Here is a 25,082-nt window from a genome sequence, read left to right as displayed (position 1 = left end):
CCATTAACTAATAAAGAATTATCTTCTCGTCAGCCACGCGACACATTCAACGTGCGTCGTCTGCGGGAACATATCGACCGGCTGGACTTCCTGCGTCCGGTAGCCGCCGTCTTCCAAAATGCGCAAATCGCGTGCCAGCGTCGCCGGGTTGCAGGAAACGTAAACGATGCGCTCTGGCTGTTGTTCGAGCATCGTCTGAAGGAGCGCCTCGTCACAGCCTTTTCGCGGCGGGTCGACGACAAGCACATCGGCTTCTTTGCCATCTTTATACCAGCGCGGAATGACTTCTTCGGCGGGGCCTGCTTCAAATAAGGTATTCGTGAAGCCGTTCAAATCGGCATTGCGTTTGGCATCTTCAATCGCCTGCGGGACGATCTCGACACCCATGACGAATTTCGCGCGCTGTGCAAGGAATAGTGAAATCGTGCCGATGCCGCAATACGCATCGATCACCGTTTCCGTTCCTGTCAGCCCCGCGTAATCTAGCGCCTGCCCGTATAGCACCTCCGTCTGTTCCGGGTTGACCTGATAGAACGAACGCGCAGAGATCTCGAAGCGCACATCGCCGATCCGGTCTTCGATGATGTCTTTGCCCCATAGATTGATCGTTTCATTCCCGAAAATGACATTGGTCTTTTCTGGGTTAACGTTCTGCATGATCGATGTCACGTCCGGCAAGGCCGCACGGATCGCTTCCACGGCACGTTCTGCTTGAGGGAATTTCTGCTTCTTCGTCACCAACACGACCATCAATTCGCCCGTCACACGCCCTTTGCGCAGGACCACGTGGCGCAGCATGCCACGGTGTGTCTTTTCTTCATAAGGCTCGATGCCCATATCTACTAAATTGCGCTTGAGCGACGCCATCAAAATATCCGCTTCTGGTGTCTGGATCAAGCAGATATCGGTATCCGCAATGCGGTGCGAGCGCGGCTGGTAGAAACCAGCGACCACTCGGCCGTCCTCAAGGCCAAACGGGATTTGCGATTTGTTGCGGTAGCGCCACGGATTGTCCATGCCTTTGACCGGATGGACCGGCACGTCCGGCAATTTGCCGAGTCGCGCCATCGCATTCCGCACGACTTTTTCTTTGTATTTCAATTGCCCTTCGTAGGACAGGTGCTGCAATTGGCAGCCGCCGCAAATCTCAAACACTGGGCACGGCGCATCGATGCGGTCTGCGGATTTCTCTTCGATCGAGATGAGTTTGGCAAAGCCATAAGATTTCAATGTTTTCAATACATGCACTGTGATGGTCTCCCCGGGCAATGCATCTTTGATGAACAGCGGATAGCCGTCCACTTTGGCCACGCCGGCACCATCGTGCGTCAAGTCTTCGACATAGACGGATAAGCGGTCATTTTTCGTTACTGGTTTCATTACGTTCACTCCATTTCACATTGACTTATTGTAACATATCCGCTTTTTAAGCAGTAAAAAACTGCGGCGGGAAATTCCCGCCACAGTTTTATTTCTTGTCTTTCGTTACCGGGCCATCTTTCAGTGATATCCAGAACCCGACGGCAATCGCCAGGATGATCACCAGAAACGGCGCATAGAAAATGAAGAAATCATTCATCTTTCACAGCCTCCTTAGGCATGATAATCCGATTTCCCTTTGACGTAGTCTTTGTCGAATAGGAACAGGCGGAATAAGAGATAAAGCGATGGCAGCAATAGCCCGAGCCCTGCGATAAAGGCGATGATCAAGGCGATCGCCATCGATTCATTCGTGAAGCTATCGTAAATCGTCAGGTGCGGATACAACAGATAAGGGTAATGAGACGCCCCGTAGGCAAAAAACGCGGTAAAGAATTGGCCGACGAGCAAGATGAACGCCAAGCCGTAATTGCGTTTCTTCCAGATCAAGAACACGGTACCGAGGAACAACAGGAACGACAGCGCGAACATCCACCACAAATCGAGCAAGCTCGCATAATGTTCCGGGTTGTGCCCGCGAAGCTCGAAAATGATGCCGGTCGCCGTGACAATTGTCGGGCCTGCCCAAACCAATGCGTATTTGCGGACGAGCTGAGTCGCTTTCTCGTCTCCAGCTTTCCACGCATACCAAGTCAAAAACACAGCGGAAATATACAATACTGCGGCAATGCTCAAGACGACGATGCTCCACATCAAGGGGCTTGTAAACAGCGCCCAGTAATCAAGCGACGGCTGCCCGCCCTCCAGGCGCATAAAGCCGCCTTCTGAAATGGCCAGCACCGGCGACAGTGCCGCCGGAAGCATTAGGCCGGATAAGCCGTACATATAGATATAACCGCGGTGGTTGATCTTCGCGCCATATGTGGCGAACGCGTAATAGGAACCACGCACTGCCAGCAAGATAAGCGCAATGCTTGCCGGCACAAGAAGAGTGGTGCCGTAATAGAACGCCGTCTGCGGGAAAAACCCGATGATGCCGACGAAGAAGAAAACGAAAAAGACGTTCGTGACTTCCCATACCGGCGACAGATAACGCTGGATGATGCCTGTCAAAATATGCTGCTTGTCGGAAAAAGCACTGTAGGCGTTAAAGAATCCAGCGCCGAAATCAATCGACGCCACGATGACGTAGAGGAATAAAAACAGCCAAAGAACGGAAATCCCGATAATTTCGAGTGTCATTATTCTTCACCGCCTTTTACGGATTCACGCTGTGCCAATTCCTTCTCGACCGGGTTGCGTTTGTACATGCGTGACAAGACGACAACTGTCCCGATTCCGAGAATGACATAGAGGCCGGCGAACATGACGATCATCAAATCGACTTGCCCGCTTGTCGTTGCCCCTTCACTGGTCTTCATATAGCCGCGCAGGATCCACGGCTGTCTGCCGACTTCCGTGAACCACCAGCCGGCCTGAATCGCGAGCATTGCGAGCGGCCCGCTCAGTACGGTCAGCCAGCGGAACCATTTTCTCGTGACAATGGACCAGCCGCGCCACGCTCCGACGACGTACACGAAGGAGAAGAACGCGAGCCACATGCCGAGCGTGACCATCGTATCGAAGAGGTAATGGATCCACAGCGGCGGAATTTCATCTTCCGGGAAATCATTCAAGCCGATAACTTCACCGCTTGGTACACCGTGCGCCAAAATGCTGAGCGCGTATGGAATGCGGATTGCGTATTTCGGCTCTTCGCCGTCCAACACACCGAACAACACAAGTTCAGCTTCCGATCCCGTTTCAAAATGCCATTCGGCAGCCGCCAGTTTCTCTGGCTGGTATTCGGCCAAGTATTTCCCTGAAAAGTCGCCGATGATAGCGGTCGCAACCGAAAAGATCAGCGCGAGCTTCATCGTCAGGAACAATGCTTTCTTGTGGTAAATATGATTCGATCCGCGCAGCAAACGGAAAGCAGCGATTGATGCCAACACGAAGGCGCTCGTCATGAACGCTGTCGACAGGACGTGTGCGACTTTCGTCGGCACGGCCGGGCTGAACATCGCAAGCAATGGGCTCACATTGACCAGCTCGCCGTTCAACACATCAAACCCTTGTGGCGCATTCATGAACGAATTGACAATGGTGATAAATACAGAAGAGGCAGCCGCTCCGAGTGCGACCGGAACCAGCAATAGAAAATGTTTGCGCTGGTCTTCAAAACGGTCCCACGTATATAGATAAATTCCGAGGAAAATCGCTTCAAAGAAAAAGGCGAAGACTTCCATGAACAGCGGAAGCGCAATGACGTTCCCTGCCATCTGCATAAAGTTTGGCCACAACAAGGATAATTGAAGCCCGATTGCGGTACCGGTCACGACGCCGACCGCTACCGTGATGACGAACCCTCTCGCCCAGCGACGTGCCAGGAGGATATAATGCTCGTCATTTTTTCTGATCCCAACCCATTGGGCAATCATGATCATGAGTGGGACCCCCACACCGATCGTCGCGTAAATGATGTGGAATGATAGGGTCATCAAGGTCAGTATCCGGCTTTGTAAAGCCACATCTTCAAATCCCAAAATTCTCGTCCCCTTTACATAGGCCAAAGCACAGCCCGTTATATGTTTTATTGTACCTCAAAGGTCCTCCCATAAACTTCTGCGAGGCATCCGATTCCGCCCGATGTTTGAATAAGCTGTGACAAAATGAAAACATCCCCATTGAAATTTTGCTGAATTTTTAGTATTCTATAATGAACAAAAGAAAAGGATGATTCATATGGAAACAAGCAGAAAGGTATTTGCCTATATTACCAGAGGTGAAGAACACAACCGAGAATTGCTCGTATTTGAATACAAAGGCGAACCCGAAGTCGGCTTGCAAGTGCCAGGCGGAACAATTGGGGAAGACGAATTATTGATCGATGCCCTATACCGCGAAGTAAAAGAAGAAACCGGCTTGCCGCGTGATGTGCTGGAATTCGTCGGGAAAATCCACAAATACAATTACTACCCGGCGCATAAAGACAAAGCGTACGAGCGCAACATCTTCCATTTTGAATACACTGGCGAGAAAATCGACGAATTCGAACACACCATCAAAAGCGAAGGGCGCGACAACGGCCTTATCGTACAGTATCGCTGGGAACCGATTGAAGGCTTGCCGAAGCTTGCGGCGGACCAAGACGAAGCGATCGAATTACTGGAATACTGATCTATCAAAAAAAGCGATCCATTCACCCCATATAGGGATGAGCGGATCGCTTTTTTATTTGCGGTCTTTTTCTTTGATATACTCCAGCGGCACGAACATTTCAATATGGCGCTCCAAGTTTTCGAAAGTAGCTGGCAAAATGCCGCCAAACTCGCCGTCGAGGTTCAGCAATACACGTTCATTGGACGTCACGGAAATCTTGCTCGCTTTCACATACAACACATGCGGGTCGGATAAATGCTCCCCGCGAAGCGCAAGGGATGCCACACGGATAAATTCCGCCATGTTCAATTCCTTCAAGATAAGCAAGGTGAATTTCCCGTCGTTGATGCTGGCATCCGGCGCCAGTTTTTCAAAACCGCCGACGGAATTGGTCAAGCCGATCAAAAACATCATCGCTTTGTCGTCGAACACTTGACCATCGTATTCAATACGGACACGGGATGAGCGAATTGAAGGAATCATCTCGATACCTTTCAAATAATACGCCAATTGGCCGAGCACCGTTTTGAGCTTGCTCGGAACTTCATACGTCAATTCGGTCAAGCGCCCGCCTCCTGCAATATTGACGAAATAGCGGTCATCGTTCATAACCCCAATATCGACAGGGATCGACTCGCCTTTGATGATGATATCGACAGCGCGGTTAATATCGCGCGGGATGCGCACAGCCCGTGCAAAATCATTGGTCGTGCCCATTGGAATCAAGCCCACTTTCGGGCGTTCCGGGTATTTGGCGATTCCGGAGACGACTTCATTGAGCGTCCCATCCCCACCAACTGCCACCACCAAATCAAATTTGCGCTCGACTGCATATTCCGCCGCTTTCACTGCGTCCCCTTCACAGGTAGTCGCGTGGCAGGACGTTTCGTATCCTGCGATTTCCATCTTTTCCAATACTTCCGGGAGGTGGCGGCGGAACAATTCCCTGCCGGATGTCGGGTTATAAATTATGCGTGCTCGTTTCATCGGATTCAGCCTTTCTGGACCATTCTATAGAAACAGGACATGACAGGGCTGCAGAAAGTTCCCGCGGACGGGACATTCTGCAGCCGGCTGTCTGTATAGTGTTAAGCCAAGCTTTTCTGCAAGCTCTTGCGAATGTCTTCATACGTATCTTGCCAGAGCTCCGGGTCGGACGTGAAACGGTCGGATATCTCCCCGATTACCGTTTTCCAATGCAACTCGTATTGGTGATCTTCTTTTTCCGGCAGTTTCGCTTTCTTTTCATCGACCATCTGCTGGACTTTCGGTGACCGCGGCCCCCATGAACCTTTTACTTCCCCGCTTTCGGACAAGAAAATATATTTCGGGATAGACTTTCCGCCATCCGTCAAATAACGGTCCATGAGTTCGGGATTGTCATCGCGGTAGACGCAGCGGACTTCAAGATCCGCCGATTCTGCCAATTTCCGAAGAATCGGGTTGACCATCATCGCATCACCGCACCAATCTTCGGTAATCGCCAAGATGTTCAATTGCTGCTGTTTCAGCATATCGATAAATTCCGGATCGTCCGGCAACTCGAATTTCTCATAGATCGTGTAGGTTTTTTCCTGATTGGATTCCATCTGCGCCATATATTTCTCCAATGAGATGGCATGCTCAAAATATTCCAGTTCCGTCATCATTCTATCACGTCTCCTTACAAAACAGTTTACCTGTTCTTTTCCCTTTGCGGCAAACTTTTAAGCAAAAAGCAGTGAATTGTTCCAATTAACCCTACATTTCGCAGTCGGTTGCTGTTTTATAATGCAGAATGTGGAGCAGCAAGTTAGACGTGAGAGCGAGATGGATAATTCATTAAACATTTTATCATGAGATAGCCGCCTCCCGCTTTGGGCTCGCCCTTGTGCGCGGTTCGGCTTTTAGATTTCATTGGGTGTTGTGTGCGAAGAAGCGTCTTTTTTTATTATATTCGTCCGCTGGTGAAGACGCCTAGCTAGACTCAATATTAATATTAAGGATGATTCATCTTTTCCGCGCATTTATCGAACAAATCAAAACTGTTCACATAATTTCAATGCAGAAAACATTTGAATTTCTATTCTATACCTAGAGATGGAGCGGAAAGGGGCGAATGGATGGCGAGGAGGAGCCGAGTCCATTCATTTGCGACGCATCTGCGTAGCAGATGTGGGAGCAACGCTTTTCATCTGATGTTCGAACGCAGTGACATTAGCCACCTTGGCTCAACACCCGCCCCTTATCCGGGCAGCTGAAAACGCGACGTCCTGTCGCATAAGCTGCATGACCTGCATCCTGCAGGCCTCAAGCGTGCTTCTTGGAGCGGAATCTCAAGGAAATAACATTTCGACTACCAGATTTAACTTTTGGATCGCATTCACTAAAATAAACCACCAAAAAAGGATGGCTAAGTGAGCCATCCTTTTTCTGATTAACGTTTCGCGATTTCCTCTAGGAGGATTTTGTTCAAGAGCGGCGGGTTGGCCTGCCCTTTTGTCGCTTTCATAATTTGGCCGACGAGGAAGCCGATTGCACGGTCTTTCCCGTTCTTGTAATCTTCGATCGACTGAGGGTTAGCATCCAAAGTATTGGTGACGTACTCAAGCAATACGTTTTCGTCCGAGATCTGCACCAAGCCTTGCGCTTTGACAATCTTGTTTGGATCGCCACCTTTTTCAATCAATTCCTTGAAGACTTTTTTGGCAATCTTAGAAGAAATCGTGCCTTCGCTGATCAACTTGATCATGCCGGCAAGTCCTTCCGGCGTCAGTTCTGTACCCTCAAGCTCTTTATTCTGAGCATTAAGGTAAGCGGACACTTCGCCCATGAGCCAGTTTGATGCCAGTTTCGCATCAGCGCCGGCTTTAACGGTCGCTTCGAAGAAATCGGAAATTGGTTTCTGCAAAGTCAACACCATCGCGTCATATGACGACAAGCCAAGTTCTGATACGTAGCGGGCTTTGCGGGCATCCGGAAGTTCCGGAATTTCTGCGCGCACGCGCTCGAGCCATGCGTCGTCGATGACGATATCAACCAGGTCCGGTTCCGGGAAGTAACGGTAATCATCCGAACCTTCTTTGATGCGCATGAGCAAGGTTTTGCCAGTCGATTCATCGTAGCGGCGTGTTTCCTGCTCGATGATACCGCCTGCAAGCAATACTTGCTCTTGGCGGATCTGTTCGTGCTCCAAGCCTTTTTTAACGAAGTTGAACGAGTTCAAGTTCTTCAGCTCAGTTTTTGTGCCGAATTCATCACGGCCGTATGGGCGCAAGGAGATATTTGCATCGCAGCGAAGCGAGCCTTCTTCCATGCGTACATCGGAAACGCCTGTGTATTGGATGATCGATTTGATTTTCTCCAAATACGCATACGCTTCTTCCGGCGTGCGGATATCCGGCTCCGAGACGATTTCGATCAATGGCGTGCCTTGGCGGTTAAAGTCGACAAGGGAATGGCCGTTGCCGGTATGCGTCAGTTTCCCTGCATCTTCTTCCATATGGAGGCGCGTGATGCCGATGCGTTTTTTCTCGCCGTTCACTTCGATTTCAAGCCAGCCATGTTCACCGATCGGCTGATCGAACTGGGAAATCTGGTAGGCTTTCGGGTTATCCGGGTAGAAATAGTTTTTGCGGTCGAATTTGGTATGGCGCGTAATCTCACAATTTAACGCAAGTGCCGCTTTCATCGCCCAATCGACTGCCGTTTTATTGACGACCGGCAATACCCCAGGGTAGCCAAGGTCGATTACATTTGTGTTGGTATTCGGTTCAGCACCGAAATGAGCCGGGGAAGGCGAGAACATTTTGGATTCCGTCTTCAGTTCGACGTGGACTTCAAGCCCGATGATCGTTTCGAAATTCATTGTGCTGCTCCCTCCCATGTTTGCGGTGTTTCTTTATGGAACTCGGTCGCCTGCTCAAAAGCATCCGCGACGCGGTAGACGGTTTCTTCATCGAAATAATTGCCGATGATCTGCAATCCGAGCGGCAAGCCGTTGTCAAATCCGCACGGGATTGAAATGGCCGGAACGCCTGCCAAGTTGACAGGGATTGTCAAGATATCGTTCGCATACATTGTCAATGGGTCATCGATGATTTCGCCGATCTTGAATGCCGGTGTCGGCGTTGTCGGCCCGACGATGACATCGAAGTTTTCGAACGCTTTATCGAAATCCTGCTTGATCAAGGTACGCACTTTTTGCGCTTTTTTATAGTAAGCGTCGTAATAGCCTGAGCTGAGTGCGTAAGTTCCGAGCATGATGCGGCGCTTCACTTCGTCGCCGAAGCCTTCAGAGCGTGTGTTCATGTAGAACTCTAAGAGACTGCCGGCTTTTTCCGTGCGGTAGCCATAACGGATGCCGTCGAAACGGGACAAGTTGGATGATGCTTCAGATGAAGCCAAGATGTAATACGTAGAAAGCGCGTATTTGGAATGCGGCAAGGAAATCTCTTCCCATGTTGCGCCTTTTTCTTCCAATACTTTCAGTGCATCTTTCACGGCTTGCTTCGATGCTTCGCTGACGCCTTCTGCGAAATATTCTTTCGGTACGCCGATGCGAAGGCCTTCGATATCGCCAGTGAGTGCCGCTGTGAAGTCAGGCACTTCAACATTTGCGGACGTCGAATCTTTTTCATCGTGCCCGGAAATCGCATTCAAAAGAAGCGCATTGTCTTTAACGGTACGCGTGATCGGGCCGATTTGGTCGAATGATGATGCATAGGCAATTAATCCGAAACGTGAAACGCGCCCGTATGTCGGCTTCATGCCGACAACACCGCAAAAAGCAGCTGGCTGGCGGATCGATCCGCCGGTATCGGAACCGAGTGTGAACGGAACTTCACCCGCTGCTACAGCCGCAGCTGAACCACCCGACGAACCGCCTGGAACAGTTTCTAAGTTCCACGGGTTTTTCGTGTTTTTATAGTAAGAGTTTTCATTGGAAGAACCCATGGCGAATTCATCCATATTCAATTTACCGACGATGACCATGCCAGCTTCGCGCAATTTATCCACAACCGTTGCGTTATAGATTGGGTTGAAGCCTTTCAGGATCAAGCTCGATGCTGTCGTCTCGAGTCCTTCCGTGACGATATTATCCTTCACGCCGATCGGCAAGCCGTAAAGCGGGCCGCGTTCCGTTGCATCCGTTTGATCCATTTCAGCTGCTTGCTTTGTCGCCTGTTCTTCATTCAAAGCCAAAAAGGCGTCGACTTTCGGGTCCAATTCCTTGATGCGCTTGAATGTTGCTTCCGTCAACTCCGCAATCGTCAATTCTTTGCTATGTAGTAATTCCTGCAATTCGTTTGCAGTTTTATCAGCTAACTTCATCTTTTTCCCTCCTCACAATCAGTCCAGAATCGTTGGCACACGCACTTGTCCGCCTTCATGTTCTTTTACGTTTTTCATTACCAATTCACGCGGCAAGCCTTCGATCGACTTGTCTTCGCGCATCACATTGACTAGCGGCAATACGTGCGTCGTCGGTTCTACATTTTCCGTATCCAACTCGTTCAGCAATTCCATCGCATTGGTGATCGCTTCCAATTGATCCGCAAAATGCACAGCTTCCTCGTCGGTAATTGCCAAACGCGCCAAGTGGGCCACTTCGATTACTTCTTCTTTTGTCATTTTCGCCATTTTCTACACCTCCGGATTCAATAAACATACGGTCTATCATACCATTTTTCTAAAAAAATGAATAGAGACAGCCAGCTGGCTGCCCCTTTAAATTACAGACTTACTCGTAAATATGGACAACCGGGTCCGTTTCCCCGGCTTTCCGTAAAATGAGTGCTTCCGCGCCATTGGTCGACGTGACGTTCACTTCAATCTGGATATCGTCCGGGAAATGATCGAGGATCAGGCCGGTGACATATTGCGTAAAGCCGATCACTTCGGCCGAACCATAAAATTGGATTGGGATTTCGATTTTCATTTCCTGCAATTGGCCGCTTTGATAAAAGCCTTTGCCGATGACGCTCGTGAAATTCGAGAAGTAGACTTCGACATCTTGCTTGAAATTGCGGAACGCTGTATCGATATCCCGGTATTGCTCGTCCGTCCCCGAAGTCGGGAATACGACATACTCTTCGTCGACATCATTCCAGTTTGCCACTTCGGTCTCGCCTTTCGGGGCAGCGCCGTAAGAGAAGTACGTGCCGGGTGTCATCGCGTTGCGGCTGTTTTGCGCGAATAAAGCGACGAGGATCGGCACATCCGACATTCCTTCTTTCTCCCTTAAGCGCTTGACGATTTCATCAGCCATCCGTTTGCCTTCTTCAGCGATCTGATCTTGAGGGATCGATTCTTCGTAGGGGATGTTGTCCGTCGAACTATAATAAACCGTATTCATCGCAAGCCCGATGGAAACCCCGCCCAGACGGATTTTGTCTTCCTCGGTTTTGACGAGGTAATTTTGCTCAAGGATATGCGCCAGCAGTTCCGGTTGCGGGCGTTCGCCCCCGTCCGTCTCAGCTTTGCTGCGGCCATCCTCCGGGTTTAGCCCTTGTGGATTATCTTTGCTTTTGCGCTGGAGCCAAAGCGTGGCTTCTTCATCGGTGATTTTTTGGCCTTCCTGGAAATAATAATCATCCGGCGAGAATTGCTGCTGCGACAGGCGCAATAATCCATGCTCCGCTTCCTTGATATCGTAGCGCGAATTCAGCCGGCTGACGATTTTTCCGCGAGTGGCGCTCTGTTTATACGGCAACAGCGTCCGGTAATATTGATCATCGAGCTGCATGCTCGGAATGATCGCCGTTTCTGCCTCTTCTTCTTCTGTGTTGATCACTTCCGCCTCGTCATTTCCGGAAGGGACACATCCCGAAAGCAGCAATATGCTGATCGGGATCCACCAAATGCGTTTCATATGCTAATCTCCTTATTCGTTCAATTCCATAAGCAGGCGTGCTTCATTCCACACTTCCACGCCGAGCTCCTGCGCTTTGTCGAGTTTGGATCCGGCTTCTTCGCCGGCAATCAGCAAATCGGTTTTCTTGCTGACGCTGCCGGTCAATTTGCCGCCGAGCGCCTCGATTCGCGCGCCGGCTTCCTGGCGGGTCATGTTTTCCAATTTGCCGGTCAGCACGATTTTCTTGCCGGCAAACGCATTGGCGCCTTCTTCCACTCGGACAATCGTGCCCGTATAGGATAAATTGACGCCCCGCTCGCGCAAACGTTCCACAAGTGCCGCAACTTCTTCTTTTTCAAAATACGTGACGACGGCATCGGCCATCTTATCGCCGATTTCATGGATGGCAATCAATTCTTCCAAGTTTGCCTGCATCAACTGATCCATCGAGCCGAAATGCTCCGACAAGATCCGCGCCCCGCGTTCGCCGACGTGACGAATGCCAAGGCCGAACAACAAGCGTTCCATCGAATTGCTCTTGGAAGCTGCTATCGCCTCGATTAGGTTGGTAGCGGATTTATCGCCCATGCGCTCGAGTTCCAACAATTGCTCTTTCGTCAAAGCGTAGAGATCCGAAATATCGTGGATGAGCCCTTCGCGATATAATTGCTCGATCACTTTCTCACCGAGCCCATCAATATTCATGGCATTGCGCGAAACGAAATGAATCATGCCTTCGACGATTTGCGCCGGGCATTTCGGATTGACACAGCGCAGCGCCACTTCGCCTTCTATCCGGACGAGTTCACTGCCGCAGGCCGGACATTCGGTCGGCATTTCAAACGGCAGTTCGTCGCCGGAGCGCATTTCAATCAGCGCCTTGACGACTTCCGGAATGATATCGCCGGCTTTTCGGATGATCACTTTATCATTGATGCGGATGTCGCGCTCCCGGATCAAGTCCTCGTTATGGAGAGATGCGCGTTGCACGGTCGTTCCGGCAACAGCGACCGGCTCCAGGATGGCCGTTGGGGTGACAACGCCTGTGCGCCCGATGCTCAGCTCGATATCACGTACGGTCGTCATCACTTCTTCTGCCGGGAATTTATAGGCGGTCGCCCATTTCGGGCTTTTCGCCGTGAATCCAAGGTCTTGCTGGTGCAAAAAACGATTGACTTTGATGACGATGCCATCGATTTCATAGCTCAACTGGTTGCGCCCATCTGTCCATTGTTCAATGTATGCCAGCACTTCTTCTACCGAGCGGCAAACTTTCCGCTCGCCGTTCGTTTTAAAGCCAAGATCCTTCAAATAACGGAGCGATTCATCATGGTCGTTCAAGCCGTATGTTTCCCCGTCGCCGCCGATACCGTAGATAAAGACATCCAAATTGCGCTTGGCGGCAATTTTCGAATCCAATTGGCGCAAAGAACCGGCTGCAGCATTTCGCGGATTGGCGAATAATTCTTCGCCCCGCTCTTCGCGGTCTTCGTTAAGTGCATGGAAGGATTTTTTCGGCATGAATACTTCACCGCGTACTTCGATCGATACCGGCTCTTTTAACTTCAGCGGGATCGAACGGACCGTGCGGAGATTGACCGTAATGTCTTCTCCGACACGGCCGTCGCCGCGCGTCAAACCGCGCACGAATTTGCCGTTTTCGTAATGAAGCGAAACGGCCAGGCCGTCAATTTTCAGTTCGCACACATATTCGACCGAGTCCCCGGCACCGCCGCGCACGCGTTTATCGAAATCACGCAAATCTTCTTCATTGAAGACATTCGACAAACTGAGCATCGGCCGCTCGTGGCGGACTTTCTCGAAATTCGACAAGGGTGTCCCGCCGACCCGCTGTGTTGGGGAGTCCGGGAAAATCAAGTCGGGATATAAATTTTCCAGTTCGATCAATTCGTTGAGCAATTGATCGTACACGGCATCCGGTACGCTTGGCTTATCGAGCACATAATAGGCATGCCCGTAGTTGCGGAGCAATTCATTCAATTCGGTTACACGTTCTTCAGCTTTGATGCGGTCCATTCAAGTTCCTCCAGATCATTCTTTTTCGATCGGCGCAAATTTCGCGAGCAGCCGCTTGATGCCTGTCGGGCTCGGGAAGGCGATATCGAGTTCCGTTTGTTCGCCGTCGCCTTTGACATTGACAACAGTCCCAGTGCCCCATTTTTTATGCTTCGCACGGTCGCCTGTTTTCCAGCCTAAGCGGTCACCGCCAGATTGATGATAAGAAGGCTTCATGACCGCTTTGCGTTTCGGTGCCTGCTTATAACTCGTCGCTGCACCTGCACGGTGATTGGCAAACGTCTGCTCGATGAGATCTTCCGAAATTTCAGAGATGAAGCGCGACGGCATATTGAAATTGCTCTTGCCGAAAATCGTCCGTGACGAAGCATGCGTCAAATACAGCCGTTTCTCGGCGCGCGTGATGCCCACATATGCCAAGCGCCGCTCTTCTTCCAATTCTTCCTCGTCGTTATTCGAACGCGAATGCGGAAAGACGTTTTCTTCCAGCCCGGCAATGAACACGACCGGGAATTCCAGCCCTTTCGCTGCGTGCATCGTCATAAGGATGATCGGGCCGTCGCCTTGTTCTTCTTCCTCGTCCAATGAATCGATGTCCGCAATCAAAGCCAAATCGGTCAGGAACGCTACCAGTGACTTGTCATCGCTTTGTTTTTCAAATGCTTGCGTCACCGTTAGGAATTCATCCAAGTTTTCGAGGCGGCTTTCGCCTTCGATGGTCTTGTCGTTTTGGAGCATTTGGCGATAGCCGGATTTCTTCAGCACTTCTTCCACCAATTCCGTCACTGACAAGAATTCCTGCATTTCGGTGAATCCGGCGATCATCGCACGGAATTCAAGCGCGGTCTGTGCGGTTTTCGCCGTCAAGCCCATGAAATCCGCTTCCTGCAAGGAATCCATGATGGTGCGGTCCTGTTCGATGGCAAAGCGCGCCATCTTCTCAAATGACGTCGCACCGATCCCTCGCTTCGGTTCATTGATGATGCGCGCGAGCGACAGGTCATCTTCGTTATTGGCAATCAAGCGCAAATACGCGAGCAAGTCCTTGATTTCCTTGCGGTCATAGAATTTCGTGCCGCCGACGATTGTATAGCTCATATTCGATTTGACGAACATTTCCTCTAAAATACGCGATTGGGCATTGGTCCGGTAAAGAATGGCGAAATCAGAGGTTTTGTATCCTTCTTCCTGCATAAGGTTCTGGATGGTCTGGACGATGTACTGGGCTTCCTGGCGCTCATCACCTGCTTTATGGAGCGTAATTGCCGGTCCTTCATCGTTGTCGGTGCGCAATTCTTTCGGGTAGCGGCTCGTGTTTTTCTGGATGACGTCGTTTGCTGCCTGCAAGATGCGTTTGGTCGAACGGTAATTCTGTTCGAGCATGATCACTTTGGCGTCCGGATAATCCTTTTCGAACGACAGGATATTGGTGATATCCGCCCCGCGCCAACGGTAAATCGACTGGTCGGAATCGCCGACAACACAAATATTCTTGAATTTCTTCGCCATTAATTGCACCAGTTGGTACTGGGCGTTGTTCGTATCCTGGTATTCATCGACATGGATATAGTGGAATTTATCCTGATAATATTCCAGCACATCCGGTACCGTTTCAAAGAGCCTTAAAGTCATCATGATCAAATCGTCGAAATCGAGCGATTGGTTTTTCTGAAGGCGCTTCTGATAGCCTGTGAACACTTCCGCGACCGTCTTTTCGTACGGGTTGAATTGATTGGCGTTCGCCGCAAAGGTTTCCGCATCGATGCATTCGTTCTTCGACGATGAAATGGCATTCAGCATCGTCCGCGGCTCGTATTTTTTCGGATCCAGGTTTTGCTGCTTCAAGACATTTTTGATGACCGTCAATTGGTCGGTCGTGTCCAAGATCGAGAAACTTTTCGAAAAGCCCAGACGGTCGATATTGCGGCGCAGGATGCGCACGCACATCGAGTGGAAGGTCGACACCCACATGCGGTCGCCTGTTCCGTGGCCAAGCAGCCCATCGATCCGGTTGCGCATTTCGCGCGCGGCTTTATTGGTGAAGGTGATTGCTAGGATGTTGGACGGGTAGACTTGTTTTTCCAGCACCAAGTACGCGATGCGATGTGTCAGCACGCGTGTTTTCCCGGATCCCGCACCGGCCATGATCAATAGCGGGCCTTCTGTTGTTTTAACTGCTTCTTCCTGCTCGGGGTTCATCCCCCGCAGCAGGTTTTTTGTGATTAATTCCATTGTGCACCACCTCGAACGTTTGTTCCTATTATTATAACGATTGCTCAGCCGTTTCCGCAACTGCCTTGACGGTCGCAAGCGCTTTGTTTAGATTTTCGTATATGATATTGCCGACAACGATCGTATCGCTCAGCTTAGCCATTTCCTTGGCGCGCTCCGCTGAATCGATGCCGCCGCCGTAAAACAGCCGTGTATCAGACAGCACCGACGCGGTTTTTTCAACAAGTTCCGGATCACCGTACATGCCGCTGTATTCCAGATAAAAGATGGGGAGCCGGAAAAAATGCTCCGCCATGCGCGCATATCCGAGCACATCCTCTTCGCTCAAGGATGCATCTGCCCCGGTCAAGCTTGCCGCTTTGCAGTCCGGATTCAAAATGCAATAGCCTTCCGGCACGATCTCGGTCCAGTCCATGATCTCTCCGTATTCACGGATCGCCTCGTGGTGAAGTCCTTTGATCCATTTCGGATCGCTGCTATTGAGCACTGTCGGGATGAAGTAATAATCGAAGCCCGGCGTCACCGATTCGACCGTCGACACTTCAAGCGCCACCGGCACCGAATAGCGGCGCACGCGGGCCATCAATTCTAAGACATTGTCGAGTGTGACATCATCACTTCCGCCAATCAAGATGGCATCAGTCCCGGATTCGCAAATTCGTTCCAAATGTCCATCCGAAAGTTCTTTCGCAGGGTCTAATTTAAAGACATGCCGCCATGTTTGAAAGTCCACAGGTATTCTCCTAACTGTACTTTGGTTTTCATCTTTCCATTATAACAAAAGATCAGCCAACACTCCGTTCCCATCCATCCACAAATGAAGGATTTGGCGCATAAAAAAAGACCAGCACCGTTCGCTGGTCAATCTTTTGGAAGTTCGATTTGTTTTTCTTCCGGATACAGCACATCAAGCATTTCCTCGTATGCGTCATTGCCGTAATTCAAGCAGCGGCGCACGCGGGAAATGGTCGCTGTGCTTGCGCCCGTTTCGTTCTTGATTTTTTCGTAAGTCTTTTTCAAGCGCAGCATATGCGCCACTTCAAAGCGCTGCGATAACGATTGGATTTCACTGATCGTGCACAAATCATCAAAAAATCGATAGGCTTGTTCTTTGTTTTCCAATGCCAGCACCGCTTCGATCAATTGATCGGTCTGCGGCCCTCTAATCTTATCAACTTGCATGCACATTCAACGTCCTTTCATTGCTCTTCGATTGATCCCGCTTCTACGGGCTATACTGAACCGCCTGGCCAATTCCCGGTGAGTCTGGGATTATGTGGACCCAGGTTTTTCCTTGCGTCAATTCGGCTGTCCCATTTTCGTCGACTGGCACAAGCATGCCATTTTCTGCGCCCCACGTGATTTCCTGCACGGTTCCTTCACGGAACAATAATGCCTGCCCGCCGGAAGTCAAGTCGATTTCCTGGCGGCCTTTGGCATCGATCGTGTCATGCGCTGTTTCAATGACCAGCACATTGGCGATTTCAATCGGCTGTGAAGTTTCCTTATCTGCAGTCGCGGTTCCTCCCGATGACCGGGCGTAAAGCTGCGACTCCGCATCGTAAGCATAGTTGCTCGCAAAAAGCGGATCTCCGCCATAGGTTACTTCTATAGAAGCAGCTTGTTCCCCTAGTTTATCATTACTGCCCGGTGCAGAGAAAGCATAAGGTGCTTTCATGCTGTAATTGGATGAAGCGTCTGTCATCTCCATCGCAAGTTCGACGTTTTCATAAGTGATATAGGAATTGTGCGGCGCCACACGGTCCAATGAACGCTTGAACAAAGTCCCGTCATACTGCATGCCGTTGATATGGTCGACCACTCCCGAATCAAGCAATTGTTTCGCTTCCGGGCTATAGCCATGGGCAACAAAAAACGCATCATATGCATCGGCCAGTTCGACAAAATAATCGCGCGCACTGCGCACGGGCCCGATGTTCACCGGAAACTGGCTTTGATACAAGGCCAAAAACCGCGTGATATTGTATTCCGCAATTAACTCGAATACCATATCAGCTTCCACCAGGCTCGTTTGCGGACGCGCGGCCGGATGATTATTGATGACCGCCATCACCGCCCGGCTGTCATACGGTCCGTCTCCCTGCATGCCCATGAACGGGGCTGTGGTGAGCACTTCCTCCGGCACCTCAGGCTTCTCCGGCGCTTGTGGTGTTGCGGGCGTTTCCGGCTCTCCCGCTTGTTCTCTTCCGACCAGCCAAACAACCAAGACAGTTGCAACCATCAGCAAAGCAAGCAAGATCAGCCATTTTTTCATCCCTGGCCCCTCATGAATGCCGGAAATAGAATCGTTTTGTTCATAACATCATAAATCCCTTTTTGGGTAATGCGGACATACGGCAAATGTGTCGCCATCAAGAACAATAAAGTATAGACAGCGTCGCCATGTTCATAGCCGCGCTCTTTCAATGCGCTCTTCAACGCAGTTTCCTGCTCCATCAAGGGCTCCATCGGCAAATCGGACATGATGCCCCCGATAGGAAGCGGCAATTCGCAAACTATCTCGCCATCTTCAATCAAGACGATGCCGCCCTTGAGGCGCTTCACTCGTTCAAACGCTTGCCACATATCCTGGCGGCTTTTGCCGATCAACACGATATCTCCTGTGTTTGTGTAAGATGAAGCAAATCCGTCGACTTCTGTCGCGAAGCCTTTGATCAATGTATTGACCCGCCATTTGCCGTTGCGGTCGATCAGCATCAGGAAGCTTTCGCCATGTTCTTTCGACAAGCGTTCGACGTTCGTGTCGACACTTACGGAATACGGTTTGGTGATGACGTCATTGACCATGTCCACGCCAAATGGCATTGAAAACTGGAAATCATCATCGGTCAATTCGAAATCGAGATCCAATTCCGGCAGCACCGACCAATCCACATCGTCGAGCGAACGCACTTTTTGGCCGTCGCGCTTGAGCCAGACCCCTTTGGAAATCACGCCGCTCGGCACCGGGTTATCGATCGAATCGAGGATATTCAAGTTCGCATAGCGCCCGGTCACGATCAAACCGTGCAAGCTCGTCAAGTTGTAATAGCGTGCCACGTTATAAGAAGCCATCATATAGGCATCGATCGGAGCAACGCCGGCGTCGAGCGCGATCTGGATGCACAAATCCATGACGCCGTCTTTATGGAACACCGGTGTCGAGCCGTCTGTCGTCATCATCAATTTATCGAACACATTTAATTCCCGCTCGACAATCCCTGACAATAATTGCGGCAAATCCGGGCGTATCGATGAATGGCGCAATGTCACGCCGTAGCCGTGCAATAAACGCATTTCCACTTCATCGACAGTCATCGCTTCATGGTCCCCGTCAGCGCCCAGCAGTTTCATGCGCGCCAAGGTCTTCTCGGAAGCTCCCGGGAAATGCCCTTCAATTTTTTTCAAGCTGATTTTCGCTTTTTGGATCCAATAAAGCATCTGGTCGTCGCCAGCCAATAGCTTCGGCCAACCCGTCAATTCACCGCCAAGGATGACGTCCGGACGCTCCAGCCACTCGCCGACCGCTTTCGAGGTGAATTTTTGATCTTCCCCGACAAGTTCGGTCTGCGAATCGAATCGCGTCCACCAATAGAATGTGAACGGCAACTCCGCCATGCGGTCAAGCAATGTAAACGCTTTCTCGTTTTCTAATGATAAAAATAACGGCAAGTTGTCTGAGATGAACCCGGTAGTTCCGCCTTGTGCAGCATAATCAGCGAATTGCTGCGGGTTGTAAAGTTGATACGGATGGACATGCGGCTCGATATAGCCAGGCACGATCCACTTGCCGCTGACATCCACAACTTCTGTCGAATCATCGATTTTCGGCATGTCTTGCCCTGCATAAATGATGCGGTCTCCATTGATCCATATATTTCCGGTCATCCATTTTTTAAATATCCCGTGCAGATATGTGGCATTCGTCAGCACAAGATCCGGGGACAATTCTTTCGACACAATCTTCAATTGTTTCCGTATTTCTGTATTTCTCCATAAAGGGTTTACCATCCGAAGGCACCTGCTCTCTCTTCAATATCCATACATCGTATACTAGCATAATTATGCATTTTTTTACAGAGAATGACGTGAAAATGCTCCTCTCTTATGCCGGGCCGGACATAAAAAATCCACGCCTTTTAGACGTGGATTTTTGTTTATTTATTGACCGGATCGCTGAAAGGCTTCAGGATATCCTGCTGGTCTTGCTCTTTTCTCGTCAAGACATCAGAAACCGGATCGTACGACTCGCCGTAGAAATGCTCGTCTTTGTACGTATGGATGTCTTCATACATTTTCTTCATTGCTTCGAAAATCTCTTCTTCGGTTTCGCCGTTCGGCGCCCAGTAAAGAATCTCCATCGAGTTTTCTTCACCTGTCGCGAGTGAACGGCGGCAATAGCCGATTGACGAGGCATGCTCGAAGCCTTCGCGGGCATAAAAGCGCAAGCGTTTTTCGGAATCCGTGTCTTCGTAATCGACCGGTTCCACTTCCAAAATGATCGGCTTGTTCTTATCCTTAAGCATTTGCAATGTTTTCTTGCCGATGCCCATGCCGCGCGATTCTTTTGATACGAATAAATAGTCGACAAATGAGAAGCTTGGGAATTCCGCGTACATCAAGACGTGATACGGGCCCTCATCTTTGTAGTAGACACTGCCTTTTTCCTTCAGCAACGTGTCCATATGTTCTTTCGATTTCATTTCCTCCACTGGGAAATATTGATTCAGTTTTTCATACCAGTTCATCATTTTTGCTCCTTCCGAGTTTGAATGCCCTGCTGGTTTTGTTGGTTCCGGGGTAGTGATGGGTAAAAATTGGAGTTTAATAAAAGAGGTAAAAGTGGGCTTTTGAAAATCCTCTGCGGCAAGGTGCCGCATAAATAAATGGCACAGTTTCATGATGAAATTGTGCCATTCTATTATAACAATTATTCACTTATATTGCACGCCAACCGATATCTGTGCGGTAAAAGAAACCGTCCCACTCCAACTTGCCGAGTGCTTGATAGACAGTAGACTGAGCATCTTTCAAAGTCTCCCCGCTGCCTGCGACAAGCAGCACACGGCCGCCGTTTGCAGTGAAGCGGCCTTCAGAGCGCTTCGTGCCGGCATGGGTGACGGTTACATCCGGCAATTCATCCAGCTCCGGCAAGGCCGCCCCTTTTTCCACAGTTCCCGGATAGCCATCCGCGGCAATGACGACACCGAGGACAGGGCGCGCATCCCATTCAAGCTCCATTTCTCCGCCGTCTAGAATGGCTGAAATGAACGCGCCGAGGTCGGTTTTCAGGCGCGGCAAGACCACTTGCGTTTCCGGGTCTCCGAAACGCGCATTGAATTCGATCACTTTCGGGCCCTTGGCCGTCAAGATGATGCCGGCATATAAAATACCGTTGAACGGTGTGCCCTCGCTGCTCATCGCCTCTACTATCGGACGGACAATTTTCAAGAAGGTCTCTTCGACGACCGATTCCGAAATCTGCGGCACTGGCGAGTAAGCGCCCATGCCACCGGTATTCGGCCCCTTATCGCCATCAAACGCGCGCTTATGGTCTTGCGAGATGACCATCGGGTAAATCTTGCCATCCTGGACGAATGACATGAAGGAAAATTCCTCCCCGTCCAAGAATTCCTCGATTACGACGGTCGATCCCGAATCGCCGAATTTTTGCCCGTCGAGCATATCCTTTACGGCATCGATTGCTTCTTGTTCGCTTAACGCCACGACGACACCTTTTCCGGCTGCGAGCCCATCCGCCTTGATGACGATCGGCGCGCCTTGCTGCTTGATGTAAGTTATAGCTTCCTCAGTATCCGAAAAACTTTCATAAGCTGCGGTCGGAATATCGTATTTCTTCATCAATTCCTTGGCGAACGCTTTGCTGCCCTCGATGCGCGCCGCCGCTTTGTTCGGCCCAAAAATCTTCAAGCCGCGTGCTTCAAAGAAATCGACGATGCCTTCTGACAACGGCTGTTCCGGCCCGACGAATGTAAAGGCGATATTATTGTCCTTGGCGAACGCTGCCAAAGCTTCGAAATCTGTCTCGCTGATGTCAACGAGTTGTGCATCTTGTTCCATGCCGTCATTGCCAGGCGCCACATAAACTTTCGCGACCGATGGCGAGATGGCGAATTGATGGGCAAGCGCGTGTTCACGCCCGCCTTTGCCGATTACCAATACGTTCATAGCCGTGCACCTCCGATTAATGTTTGAAATGGCGGACGCCTGTGAAGACCATCGCGATGCCGTGCGCATTCGCCGCATCGATTGACTCCTGGTCTTTTTTCGAACCGCCCGGCTGGATGATTGCTTTGATGCCAGCTTTCGCGGCCGCTTCCACCGTGTCAGCCATCGGGAAGAAAGCGTCCGATGCCATCGCAGCGCCATTCGCTTTGTCAGCTGCCTGCTCAAGTGCAATAGCAGCTGCCCCGACACGGTTCATTTGCCCTGCGCCAACACCTAACGTCATCGACTCGTCGCACACGACAATCGCATTCGATTTAACATGTTTGACAACGCTCCAGCCAAGTTTCAAGGCTTCGAGTTCTTGTTCTGTCGGCTGTCTTTCCGTCACGACACGGATATCTGCATCCCCGTAGCCGAATGTATCCGGCTCCTGGACGAGCAATCCGCCTTCAACTGTTACGGTATTCCATTTGTCGCGGCGTTTCGTTTCAAACGGCACCGTCAACAAACGGATGTTTTTCTTTTTGCCGAGTTCTGCAAGTGCATCTTCCGTGAACGATGGCGCAATGACGATTTCAAGGAAAATCTGCGACAATTGCTGTGCTGTCTCGAGGTCGACTTCACGGTTCAAGGCGACGATACCCCCGAAGATCGATGTCGAGTCCGCTTCATACGCTTTCTTGAACGACTCGGAAAGGGTAGCACCGGTCCCGACGCCACAAGGGTTCATATGCTTCACTGCGACGCTTGCCGGCATCGTGAATTCCTTGATGATTTGCAGCGCAGCGTTGGCGTCTTGGATATTGTTATAGGAAAGCTCTTTGCCGTGCAATTGCATGGCATGTGCGATTGAGAAATCCGAACCGAGCGCGCTCTTATAGAACGCTGCTTTCTGGTGCGGGTTTTCCCCGTAGCGCAGCGCTTGGGACAATTCATATGTAAGGGTTAACTGCTCCGGATACTGTTCATCCGTCAGTTCCGTTAAGTAATTGGAAATATAGGCATCATACGCCGCGGTATGGCGGAATACTTTCGCTGCGAGTTTCCGGCGCAGCTCAGGGCTTGTTGTTTGCTGCTCGTGCAGTTCTGCAAGCACCGCTTCGTAGTCACCAGAATCGACGATGACCGTCACGTAAGCATGATTTTTCGCTGCCGAACGCAGCATCGTCGGGCCGCCGATATCGATGTTTTCAATCGCATCATCAACTGTCACATCCGGTTTTGAAATCGTTTCGCGGAATGGGTACAAATTGACGCAGACAAATTCGATCGGTGCGATGCCGTTATCGCTCATTTGCTGCTGGTGTTCGCTATCGTCGTGTTTCGCGAGCAAACCGCCATGGATCAGCGGATGCAAAGTTTTCACCCGTCCACCTAAAATTTCAGGGAACCCGGTCACTTCGTCGACTGCTGTCGTCGGAACGCCATTGTCTTCCAAATGCTTGCGCGTGCCGCCTGTCGATAAGATTTCTACATCCATTTTCACTAGTTCACGGGCAAATTCCAAAATGCCGGATTTGTCCGATACGCTCATCAATGCTCTTCTTTTCATTCATGGACCTCCTAGACCGACTGCTGCCGGCTGAATAATTGCTGCAAACTCTCAGGGTATAATTGGTGCTCGATTTCATGGATTTTGCGTTCCACTGTCTCACGGTCTGCGCCATCTACAGCAAACGAGCGCTGTGCGATGATCGCTCCCGTGTCCATGCCTTCATCGACAAAATGTACGGTGACTCCAGCCTCTTTTGCCCCTGCTTCTAGCGTCTGGCCGATGGCATCTTTTCCAGGAAACGCCGGCAGCACCGATGGGTGGATATTGACGATGCGGTTTTCGTAAGTCCCTAGCAAAACCGGGCCGATCAACCGCATAAACCCAGCCAGCACGAGCCACTCGACACCCGCTCCCTCTAATTTCTCCACCAGCATCGATTCATATGCCTGTTTGGACGCATACTCACGCGGTGTAAACGAGAACGCCGGCACTCCTGCCTGCTTCGCCCGTTCCAACACAAACGCAGACGGCTTATCCGCCACGACCAGAACGATGTCCGCATCGAGACGCCCGTCTTGAGTTGCTTCGTAAAGCGCTTGAAAATTAGAGCCGTTTCCAGAAGCGAAAACGGCCATTTTTGTTCTATTTTTCATGTAAAGTCCCGTCCTGACTGCCTTGGAACTGGACACCCTCGATCTCTGTCACTTTACCGATCACATAGGCTTTGTCTCCACTCGCTTCTGCTGCCTGGATCGCTTGTTGTGCATCCGCTTCAGAAACGGCCACTGCAAATCCGATGCCCATATTGAACACCGAATACAGATCACGGTCTGCCAGTTCGCCTTTTGCTTTCAACAGGTCGAATACTGGAAGCACCGGCCAAGAGCCAAGCTCGATCTCAACACCTAGCCCATCAGGCATCATGCGTGGCAAGTTTTCGATAAACCCGCCGCCCGTGATATGCGCCATACCGTGGACGTCCGCCTGTTTGCGTATCGATTGGACAGTCTTAGCATAAATTTTCGTCGGCTCGAGCAGCAAGGATTCGAGTGTGCCGAGCTCTTCAAAGCCCGCTACTTTCTCGTTCAACGAACCTTCCTGGTCGCCGAATAAAATATGGCGGACGAGCGAATAGCCATTCGAGTGGATGCCGCTTGAAGTAAGCCCCACCAAGACATCGCCCGCTTGGATGTGCTCACCTGTCACGATATCTGCTTTCTCGGCAGCACCGACCGCAAAGCCGGCGATATCGTATTCATTCTCATCATAAAGCCCCGGCATTTCAGCCGTTTCTCCGCCGATCAATGCCGCGCCTGCATCTACGCAGCCATCGGCAACGCCTTTGACGATTTGTTCGATCTTTTCAGGAACCGCTTTGCCGCAAGCAATATAATCGAGGAAAAACAAAGGTTCCGCACCTTGTGCAACGATATCGTTGACGCACATTGCGACGCAATCGACACCGATCGTATCGTGCTTATCCGCCATGAAAGCCAGTTTTAGCTTCGTGCCGACACCGTCTGTTCCGGAAACGAGAACCGGTTGTTTCAAATTCAGCTCGGACAAATCGAACATGCCGCCGAACCCGCCGAATGCACCCAGCATTCCTGTACGCGCGGTGCGTTCGACATGGGATTTCATCCGCTTGACGGCTTCGTAGCCCGCTTCGATATTGACGCCTGCTTTTTCATACGCTTTAGACACTTCGGTTCC

Annotated in this window: 22 protein-coding genes; 1 reads left to right on the top strand and 21 read right to left on the bottom strand. The window is 50.6% G+C overall.

All coding sequences use genetic code 11. From position 1 onward, the window contains the following. Window positions 1–18: 18 nt before the first annotated feature. The 4 genes from rlmD to M1Q06_RS04965 all read right to left on the bottom strand — a co-directional run bounded on the left by rlmD (window position 19) and on the right by M1Q06_RS04965 (window position 3,965). A complete protein-coding gene (gene rlmD / locus M1Q06_RS04980; RefSeq protein ID WP_434402029.1) occupies window positions 19–1,380 on the bottom strand; it encodes a 23S rRNA (uracil(1939)-C(5))-methyltransferase RlmD in 1,362 nt (453 codons plus the stop codon). Window positions 1,381–1,468: 88 nt separating this feature from the next. Continuing rightward, window positions 1,469–1,579 (bottom strand): cytochrome bd oxidase small subunit CydS, encoded by a 111-nt coding sequence (cydS, locus tag M1Q06_RS04975; protein WP_374703198.1) that lies wholly within the window; start codon window positions 1,577–1,579, stop codon window positions 1,469–1,471. Between the two features lie 14 nt (window positions 1,580–1,593). Then, window positions 1,594–2,622, bottom strand: coding sequence for a cytochrome d ubiquinol oxidase subunit II (locus tag M1Q06_RS04970; RefSeq protein ID WP_058381388.1), 1,029 nt, complete (start codon window positions 2,620–2,622; stop codon window positions 1,594–1,596). Further along, window positions 2,622–3,965, bottom strand: a complete 1,344-nt coding sequence (locus M1Q06_RS04965) for a cytochrome ubiquinol oxidase subunit I (protein ID WP_434402025.1) — start codon at window positions 3,963–3,965, stop codon at window positions 2,622–2,624. The genes M1Q06_RS04970 and M1Q06_RS04965 overlap by 1 nt, the downstream gene beginning before the upstream one ends. Window positions 3,966–4,164: 199 nt before the next feature. On the opposite strand from M1Q06_RS04965, the gene M1Q06_RS04960 reads away from it, so the two are divergent. After that, window positions 4,165–4,599 (top strand): NUDIX hydrolase, encoded by a 435-nt coding sequence (locus tag M1Q06_RS04960; protein WP_121301248.1) that lies wholly within the window; start codon window positions 4,165–4,167, stop codon window positions 4,597–4,599. A 54-nt stretch (window positions 4,600–4,653) separates the two neighbouring features. Here M1Q06_RS04960 and M1Q06_RS04955 read toward each other — a convergent pair whose 3' ends face one another. The 17 genes from M1Q06_RS04955 to purM form a co-directional block, all read right to left on the bottom strand. Continuing rightward, window positions 4,654–5,568: a diacylglycerol kinase gene (locus M1Q06_RS04955; RefSeq protein ID WP_121301249.1), complete on the bottom strand. Its 915-nt coding sequence runs from the start codon at window positions 5,566–5,568 to the stop codon at window positions 4,654–4,656. Between the two features lie 101 nt (window positions 5,569–5,669). Continuing rightward, window positions 5,670–6,230 (bottom strand): thioredoxin family protein, encoded by a 561-nt coding sequence (locus tag M1Q06_RS04950; RefSeq protein WP_121301250.1) that lies wholly within the window; start codon window positions 6,228–6,230, stop codon window positions 5,670–5,672. A 767-nt stretch (window positions 6,231–6,997) separates the two neighbouring features. Further along, window positions 6,998–8,428 (bottom strand): Asp-tRNA(Asn)/Glu-tRNA(Gln) amidotransferase subunit GatB, encoded by a 1,431-nt coding sequence (gene gatB, locus M1Q06_RS04945; RefSeq protein WP_121301251.1) that lies wholly within the window; start codon window positions 8,426–8,428, stop codon window positions 6,998–7,000. Then, window positions 8,425–9,894: an Asp-tRNA(Asn)/Glu-tRNA(Gln) amidotransferase subunit GatA gene (gene gatA / locus M1Q06_RS04940; RefSeq protein WP_434402021.1), complete on the bottom strand. Its 1,470-nt coding sequence runs from the start codon at window positions 9,892–9,894 to the stop codon at window positions 8,425–8,427. The genes gatB and gatA overlap by 4 nt, the downstream gene beginning before the upstream one ends. An 18-nt stretch (window positions 9,895–9,912) precedes the next feature. Beyond that, a complete protein-coding gene (gatC, locus tag M1Q06_RS04935; RefSeq protein WP_058381395.1) occupies window positions 9,913–10,203 on the bottom strand; it encodes an Asp-tRNA(Asn)/Glu-tRNA(Gln) amidotransferase subunit GatC in 291 nt (96 codons plus the stop codon). A 100-nt stretch (window positions 10,204–10,303) separates the two neighbouring features. Next, on the bottom strand, window positions 10,304–11,434 hold the full coding sequence (locus M1Q06_RS04930) for a CamS family sex pheromone protein (RefSeq protein WP_434402019.1): 1,131 nt from the start codon (window positions 11,432–11,434) through the stop codon (window positions 10,304–10,306). Window positions 11,435–11,446: 12 nt separating this feature from the next. Further along, the gene (ligA, locus tag M1Q06_RS04925) at window positions 11,447–13,453 is read right to left on the bottom strand and encodes an NAD-dependent DNA ligase LigA (protein WP_434402017.1); all 2,007 of its coding nucleotides are present in this window, start codon (window positions 13,451–13,453) and stop codon (window positions 11,447–11,449) included. A gap of 15 nt (window positions 13,454–13,468) precedes the next feature. Next, window positions 13,469–15,685 (bottom strand): DNA helicase PcrA, encoded by a 2,217-nt coding sequence (gene pcrA, locus M1Q06_RS04920; protein ID WP_434402015.1) that lies wholly within the window; start codon window positions 15,683–15,685, stop codon window positions 13,469–13,471. A 31-nt stretch (window positions 15,686–15,716) separates the two neighbouring features. Beyond that, window positions 15,717–16,418 (bottom strand): heptaprenylglyceryl phosphate synthase, encoded by a 702-nt coding sequence (locus tag M1Q06_RS04915; protein WP_434402013.1) that lies wholly within the window; start codon window positions 16,416–16,418, stop codon window positions 15,717–15,719. Window positions 16,419–16,546: 128 nt separating this feature from the next. Beyond that, window positions 16,547–16,867 carry a YerC/YecD family TrpR-related protein gene (locus M1Q06_RS04910; protein WP_068489075.1) on the bottom strand — a complete coding sequence of 107 codons (321 nt, stop codon included), beginning with the start codon at window positions 16,865–16,867 and terminating at the stop codon, window positions 16,547–16,549. A 43-nt stretch (window positions 16,868–16,910) separates the two neighbouring features. Next, a complete protein-coding gene (locus tag M1Q06_RS04905; protein ID WP_434402011.1) occupies window positions 16,911–17,960 on the bottom strand; it encodes a DUF3048 domain-containing protein in 1,050 nt (349 codons plus the stop codon). Next, the gene (locus M1Q06_RS04900; RefSeq protein WP_434402009.1) at window positions 17,957–19,696 is read right to left on the bottom strand and encodes an adenine deaminase C-terminal domain-containing protein; all 1,740 of its coding nucleotides are present in this window, start codon (window positions 19,694–19,696) and stop codon (window positions 17,957–17,959) included. The genes M1Q06_RS04905 and M1Q06_RS04900 overlap by 4 nt, the downstream gene beginning before the upstream one ends. Window positions 19,697–19,842: 146 nt before the next feature. Further along, window positions 19,843–20,433: a GNAT family N-acetyltransferase gene (locus tag M1Q06_RS04895; RefSeq protein ID WP_058381403.1), complete on the bottom strand. Its 591-nt coding sequence runs from the start codon at window positions 20,431–20,433 to the stop codon at window positions 19,843–19,845. A gap of 190 nt (window positions 20,434–20,623) precedes the next feature. Then, the gene (gene purD, locus M1Q06_RS04890; RefSeq protein ID WP_434402007.1) at window positions 20,624–21,874 is read right to left on the bottom strand and encodes a phosphoribosylamine--glycine ligase; all 1,251 of its coding nucleotides are present in this window, start codon (window positions 21,872–21,874) and stop codon (window positions 20,624–20,626) included. Window positions 21,875–21,890: 16 nt separating this feature from the next. After that, complete coding sequence (gene purH / locus M1Q06_RS04885; protein ID WP_434402005.1) at window positions 21,891–23,426, bottom strand: bifunctional phosphoribosylaminoimidazolecarboxamide formyltransferase/IMP cyclohydrolase; 1,536 nt, start codon at window positions 23,424–23,426, stop codon at window positions 21,891–21,893. Window positions 23,427–23,437: 11 nt separating this feature from the next. Then, on the bottom strand, window positions 23,438–24,022 hold the full coding sequence (purN, locus tag M1Q06_RS04880) for a phosphoribosylglycinamide formyltransferase (protein ID WP_434402003.1): 585 nt from the start codon (window positions 24,020–24,022) through the stop codon (window positions 23,438–23,440). Beyond that, window positions 24,012–25,073 (bottom strand): phosphoribosylformylglycinamidine cyclo-ligase, encoded by a 1,062-nt coding sequence (gene purM / locus M1Q06_RS04875; protein WP_434402001.1) that lies wholly within the window; start codon window positions 25,071–25,073, stop codon window positions 24,012–24,014. Before purM ends, purN begins: the two co-directional genes overlap by 11 nt. Window positions 25,074–25,082 lie beyond the last annotated feature (9 nt).

This window comes from Planococcus sp. 11815 (genome assembly GCF_051096385.1).
Classification (GTDB): domain Bacteria; phylum Bacillota; class Bacilli; order Bacillales_A; family Planococcaceae; genus Planococcus; species Planococcus citreus.
This window is presented reverse-complemented; position numbering and strand designations above follow the sequence as displayed.

What these genes read in the sequence shown, in the direction of transcription:
- M1Q06_RS04960 (WP_121301248.1), top strand. Translation starts at nt 4,165, where the DNA reads ATGGAAACAAGCAGAAAGGTATTTGCCTATATTACCAGAGGTGAAGAA.
- M1Q06_RS04955 (WP_121301249.1), bottom strand. Translation starts at nt 5,568, where the DNA reads ATGAAACGAGCACGCATAATTTATAACCCGACATCCGGCAGGGAATTG.
- gatB (WP_121301251.1), bottom strand. Translation starts at nt 8,428, where the DNA reads ATGAATTTCGAAACGATCATCGGGCTTGAAGTCCACGTCGAACTGAAG.
- gatC (WP_058381395.1), bottom strand. Translation starts at nt 10,203, where the DNA reads ATGGCGAAAATGACAAAAGAAGAAGTAATCGAAGTGGCCCACTTGGCG.
- M1Q06_RS04970 (WP_058381388.1), bottom strand. Translation starts at nt 2,622, where the DNA reads ATGACACTCGAAATTATCGGGATTTCCGTTCTTTGGCTGTTTTTATTC.
- M1Q06_RS04900 (WP_434402009.1), bottom strand. Translation starts at nt 19,696, where the DNA reads ATGGTAAACCCTTTATGGAGAAATACAGAAATACGGAAACAATTGAAG.
- M1Q06_RS04950 (WP_121301250.1), bottom strand. Translation starts at nt 6,230, where the DNA reads ATGATGACGGAACTGGAATATTTTGAGCATGCCATCTCATTGGAGAAA.
- rlmD (WP_434402029.1), bottom strand. Translation starts at nt 1,380, where the DNA reads ATGAAACCAGTAACGAAAAATGACCGCTTATCCGTCTATGTCGAAGAC.
- gatA (WP_434402021.1), bottom strand. Translation starts at nt 9,894, where the DNA reads ATGAAGTTAGCTGATAAAACTGCAAACGAATTGCAGGAATTACTACAT.
- M1Q06_RS04910 (WP_068489075.1), bottom strand. Translation starts at nt 16,867, where the DNA reads ATGCAAGTTGATAAGATTAGAGGGCCGCAGACCGATCAATTGATCGAA.
- ligA (WP_434402017.1), bottom strand. Translation starts at nt 13,453, where the DNA reads ATGGACCGCATCAAAGCTGAAGAACGTGTAACCGAATTGAATGAATTG.
- purN (WP_434402003.1), bottom strand. Translation starts at nt 24,022, where the DNA reads ATGAAAAATAGAACAAAAATGGCCGTTTTCGCTTCTGGAAACGGCTCT.
- purD (WP_434402007.1), bottom strand. Translation starts at nt 21,874, where the DNA reads ATGAACGTATTGGTAATCGGCAAAGGCGGGCGTGAACACGCGCTTGCC.
- M1Q06_RS04905 (WP_434402011.1), bottom strand. Translation starts at nt 17,960, where the DNA reads ATGAAAAAATGGCTGATCTTGCTTGCTTTGCTGATGGTTGCAACTGTC.
- purH (WP_434402005.1), bottom strand. Translation starts at nt 23,426, where the DNA reads ATGAAAAGAAGAGCATTGATGAGCGTATCGGACAAATCCGGCATTTTG.
- cydS (WP_374703198.1), bottom strand. Translation starts at nt 1,579, where the DNA reads ATGAATGATTTCTTCATTTTCTATGCGCCGTTTCTGGTGATCATCCTG.
- M1Q06_RS04930 (WP_434402019.1), bottom strand. Translation starts at nt 11,434, where the DNA reads ATGAAACGCATTTGGTGGATCCCGATCAGCATATTGCTGCTTTCGGGA.
- pcrA (WP_434402015.1), bottom strand. Translation starts at nt 15,685, where the DNA reads ATGGAATTAATCACAAAAAACCTGCTGCGGGGGATGAACCCCGAGCAG.
- M1Q06_RS04895 (WP_058381403.1), bottom strand. Translation starts at nt 20,433, where the DNA reads ATGAACTGGTATGAAAAACTGAATCAATATTTCCCAGTGGAGGAAATG.